Below are 2,116 nucleotides of genomic sequence, written 5' to 3' on the forward strand. Positions count from 1 at the left end.
ATTCAATACCGTGAGCACATGGTAGAAGGCCTTGAAAATACCCTCACTGCCTTTAACGATATGATCGCCGGTAACAACTTCGGTAAAACCGTGGTTAAAGTTAATAGCCCACTTTAAATATAACGCGTTGCGAGCCTCGCTTGCAGCGCCACAAGGATTACTATGATCAAACTACATCACTTAAATAAATCACGCTCAAAACGCATAATTTGGTTGCTAGAAGAGCTCAATGTTGACTACGAAATTGTGGCTTATCAACGCAACAAAGACACATTTTTAGCCCCCGACGAACTAAAGCAAGTGCACCCATTGGGTAAATCACCGGTGATTGAAGACGACGGCCTGATTGTAGCAGAGTCGGGCGCGATCACCGATTACCTTATCACTAAATACGGCAACGGCAAGTTTGCACCACCAGTGGGTACCGCTGAGTATGTAGACTACCAACAATGGCTGCACTTTGCTGAAAGCTCGGCCATTTTACCGCTGCTGCTAAAAATGTTTGTACAAAAAGATGGCGCTAAAACGCAATTTTTAGCAGGCTATGCCGATGCCGAAAGCGCAAAAGTAATTAGTTATTTTAATGACCGCTTAGCAGGAAAACGCTATTTAGTGGGCGACACGCTAACCGGCGCCGATTTTATGATGTCGTTTATTGTGGAAATTGTGAAAAACTCTGGTCAACTTGCCCACTTTAGCAATCTCGTTAACTACGATGAGCAATTACAAAGCCACGAGAAGTTTCATACTGCTAATGAGTTAGAAGCCAAGTACGATTAACTGCTGGCGCGCTAACAAACACAGATAAACCAGGGGCGCAGGCCCCTTTTTTAGTTTACTGGCTGCATGTTTTGCTTAAATCCCCGCAAGCTCGCGCTCAGTAATGCATTCGTTAGACGCCATTTCAAATTCACGACACGTCAGCGGACGGTTTTCGTAAATGGTACACATTAGAGTATTTCTATCGAGTGCTTGGCACCAGCCGTCGTCGCCACGTTTCATGACCTCGCTGCCCCATTTATCGTAATCAATAAACTGAAAAGGCACACCGGTATCGGTCACAATACGTACTTCTAATTGGCAGCAACAGGCTTGGCAATTAGCGCAAGTGATTGCTTCGAGTGATGTTTCAATAGTGGTCGTTGGAATAACAGTGTGCGGCATAGTGGCTTACTTTTTAGAATAAGCCACTAGGATACAGCAACTAATAGCAATTGCATTAAATTATCGCGCCAGCAATTGCGCTTTAATATCGCTATAACGCATCGCTTCACATAGCGCAAAGCCACTGAGTTGGCGTACTTTGTTACGCGCAAATAACGGCACGCTCATGCCGGCTAAAAAGCGACATTGAGTTTCAATCCCCACGTTATGCACGCCCTTAGTGGCCATATGCGCTATAAACTCATCCACCTTTTGATAAATAACTGCCGCGTCTATTTGGGTAGGCGCTATTGAATATTCCAGCTTAACGCTGTGACCGCGACACACCGAGCAATGACCGCATTGCGCGGGTGCATGGTGATCGTCAAAATAACGCGCTAAGTTGTAACTTAAGCAACTTTGCAGTTCAAAAAAACGTACTAACGCGGCAATACGTTTAATTTCGGCCTGCTCTTTATCACTAAAGTAATCATGCAGTTGCTGGGCAAGTTGCGGGTTATCTAGCACGTCATTGTGCACTTTATATACTTGGGTAATGCGTTTAGTTTCAAGTGCAATAAGCTGTTTTTCGGCTAAGTAGTCAAGCGCCGCCACCACGCGTTTTCGCTCTACCTGCGCCGCTTGCGTGAGGCTGTCAAAATTAAGCGTACCCCAGATTTTTTTAAACGCGGTATGGTTAAATATTTGCGTTAAAAACGCTTGGCGCTGCGCGTCAAACTGACTCAGTAACTCGGCTTTATCGACCAAAAACTTATATTTAAAATCGGCGTAGTAAGCATACTGCGGCGTAATTGCCCCTTGTATTTCTAACTGCACTAACAAGGTTTTAAGCGCTAACTGGCGAATATTACTGTCGCTGGAAAGGCTATATTCTTGCATTTCCCATTGTTGCTGCAGCTGATGTTGACGAATATCGTTAATTACATACTCAATACCGCTCAGCTCAGGCGTG

3 protein-coding genes and 1 pseudogene are annotated in these 2,116 nt (G+C 44.8%); 2 read left to right on the plus strand and 2 right to left on the minus strand.

Annotated elements, in window-relative coordinates; all coding sequences use genetic code 11:
* Together ABYB02_RS16735 and ABYB02_RS16740 are read left to right on the plus strand one after the other, a co-directional pair.
* Nucleotides 1-117: pseudogene (locus ABYB02_RS16735) on the plus strand (NADP-dependent oxidoreductase); the annotation flags it as partial.
* Between the two features lie 45 nt (nucleotides 118-162).
* Nucleotides 163-780, plus strand: coding sequence for a glutathione S-transferase family protein (locus tag ABYB02_RS16740; protein WP_372763499.1), 618 nt, complete (start codon nucleotides 163-165; stop codon nucleotides 778-780).
* A gap of 75 nt (nucleotides 781-855) precedes the next feature.
* Here ABYB02_RS16740 and ABYB02_RS16745 read toward each other — a convergent pair whose 3' ends face one another.
* Together ABYB02_RS16745 and ABYB02_RS16750 are read right to left on the minus strand one after the other, a co-directional pair.
* Nucleotides 856-1,164: a YkgJ family cysteine cluster protein gene (locus ABYB02_RS16745; RefSeq protein WP_372763500.1), complete on the minus strand. Its 309-nt coding sequence runs from the start codon at nucleotides 1,162-1,164 to the stop codon at nucleotides 856-858.
* A gap of 60 nt (nucleotides 1,165-1,224) precedes the next feature.
* Nucleotides 1,225-2,116, minus strand: an 892-nt coding sequence (locus tag ABYB02_RS16750; RefSeq protein ID WP_372763501.1) for a RecQ family zinc-binding domain-containing protein, incomplete at its 5' end; no start/stop codon positions are given.

The sequence above is a fragment of the Pseudoalteromonas sp. genome (assembly GCF_041613455.1).
Classification (GTDB): Bacteria; Pseudomonadota; Gammaproteobacteria; order Enterobacterales; family Alteromonadaceae; genus Pseudoalteromonas.

Coding starts and splice junctions, on each gene's coding strand:
- ABYB02_RS16745 (WP_372763500.1), bottom strand. CDS start 1,164: ATGCCGCACACTGTTATTCCAACGACCACTATTGAAACATCACTCGAA.
- ABYB02_RS16740 (WP_372763499.1), top strand. CDS start 163: ATGATCAAACTACATCACTTAAATAAATCACGCTCAAAACGCATAATT.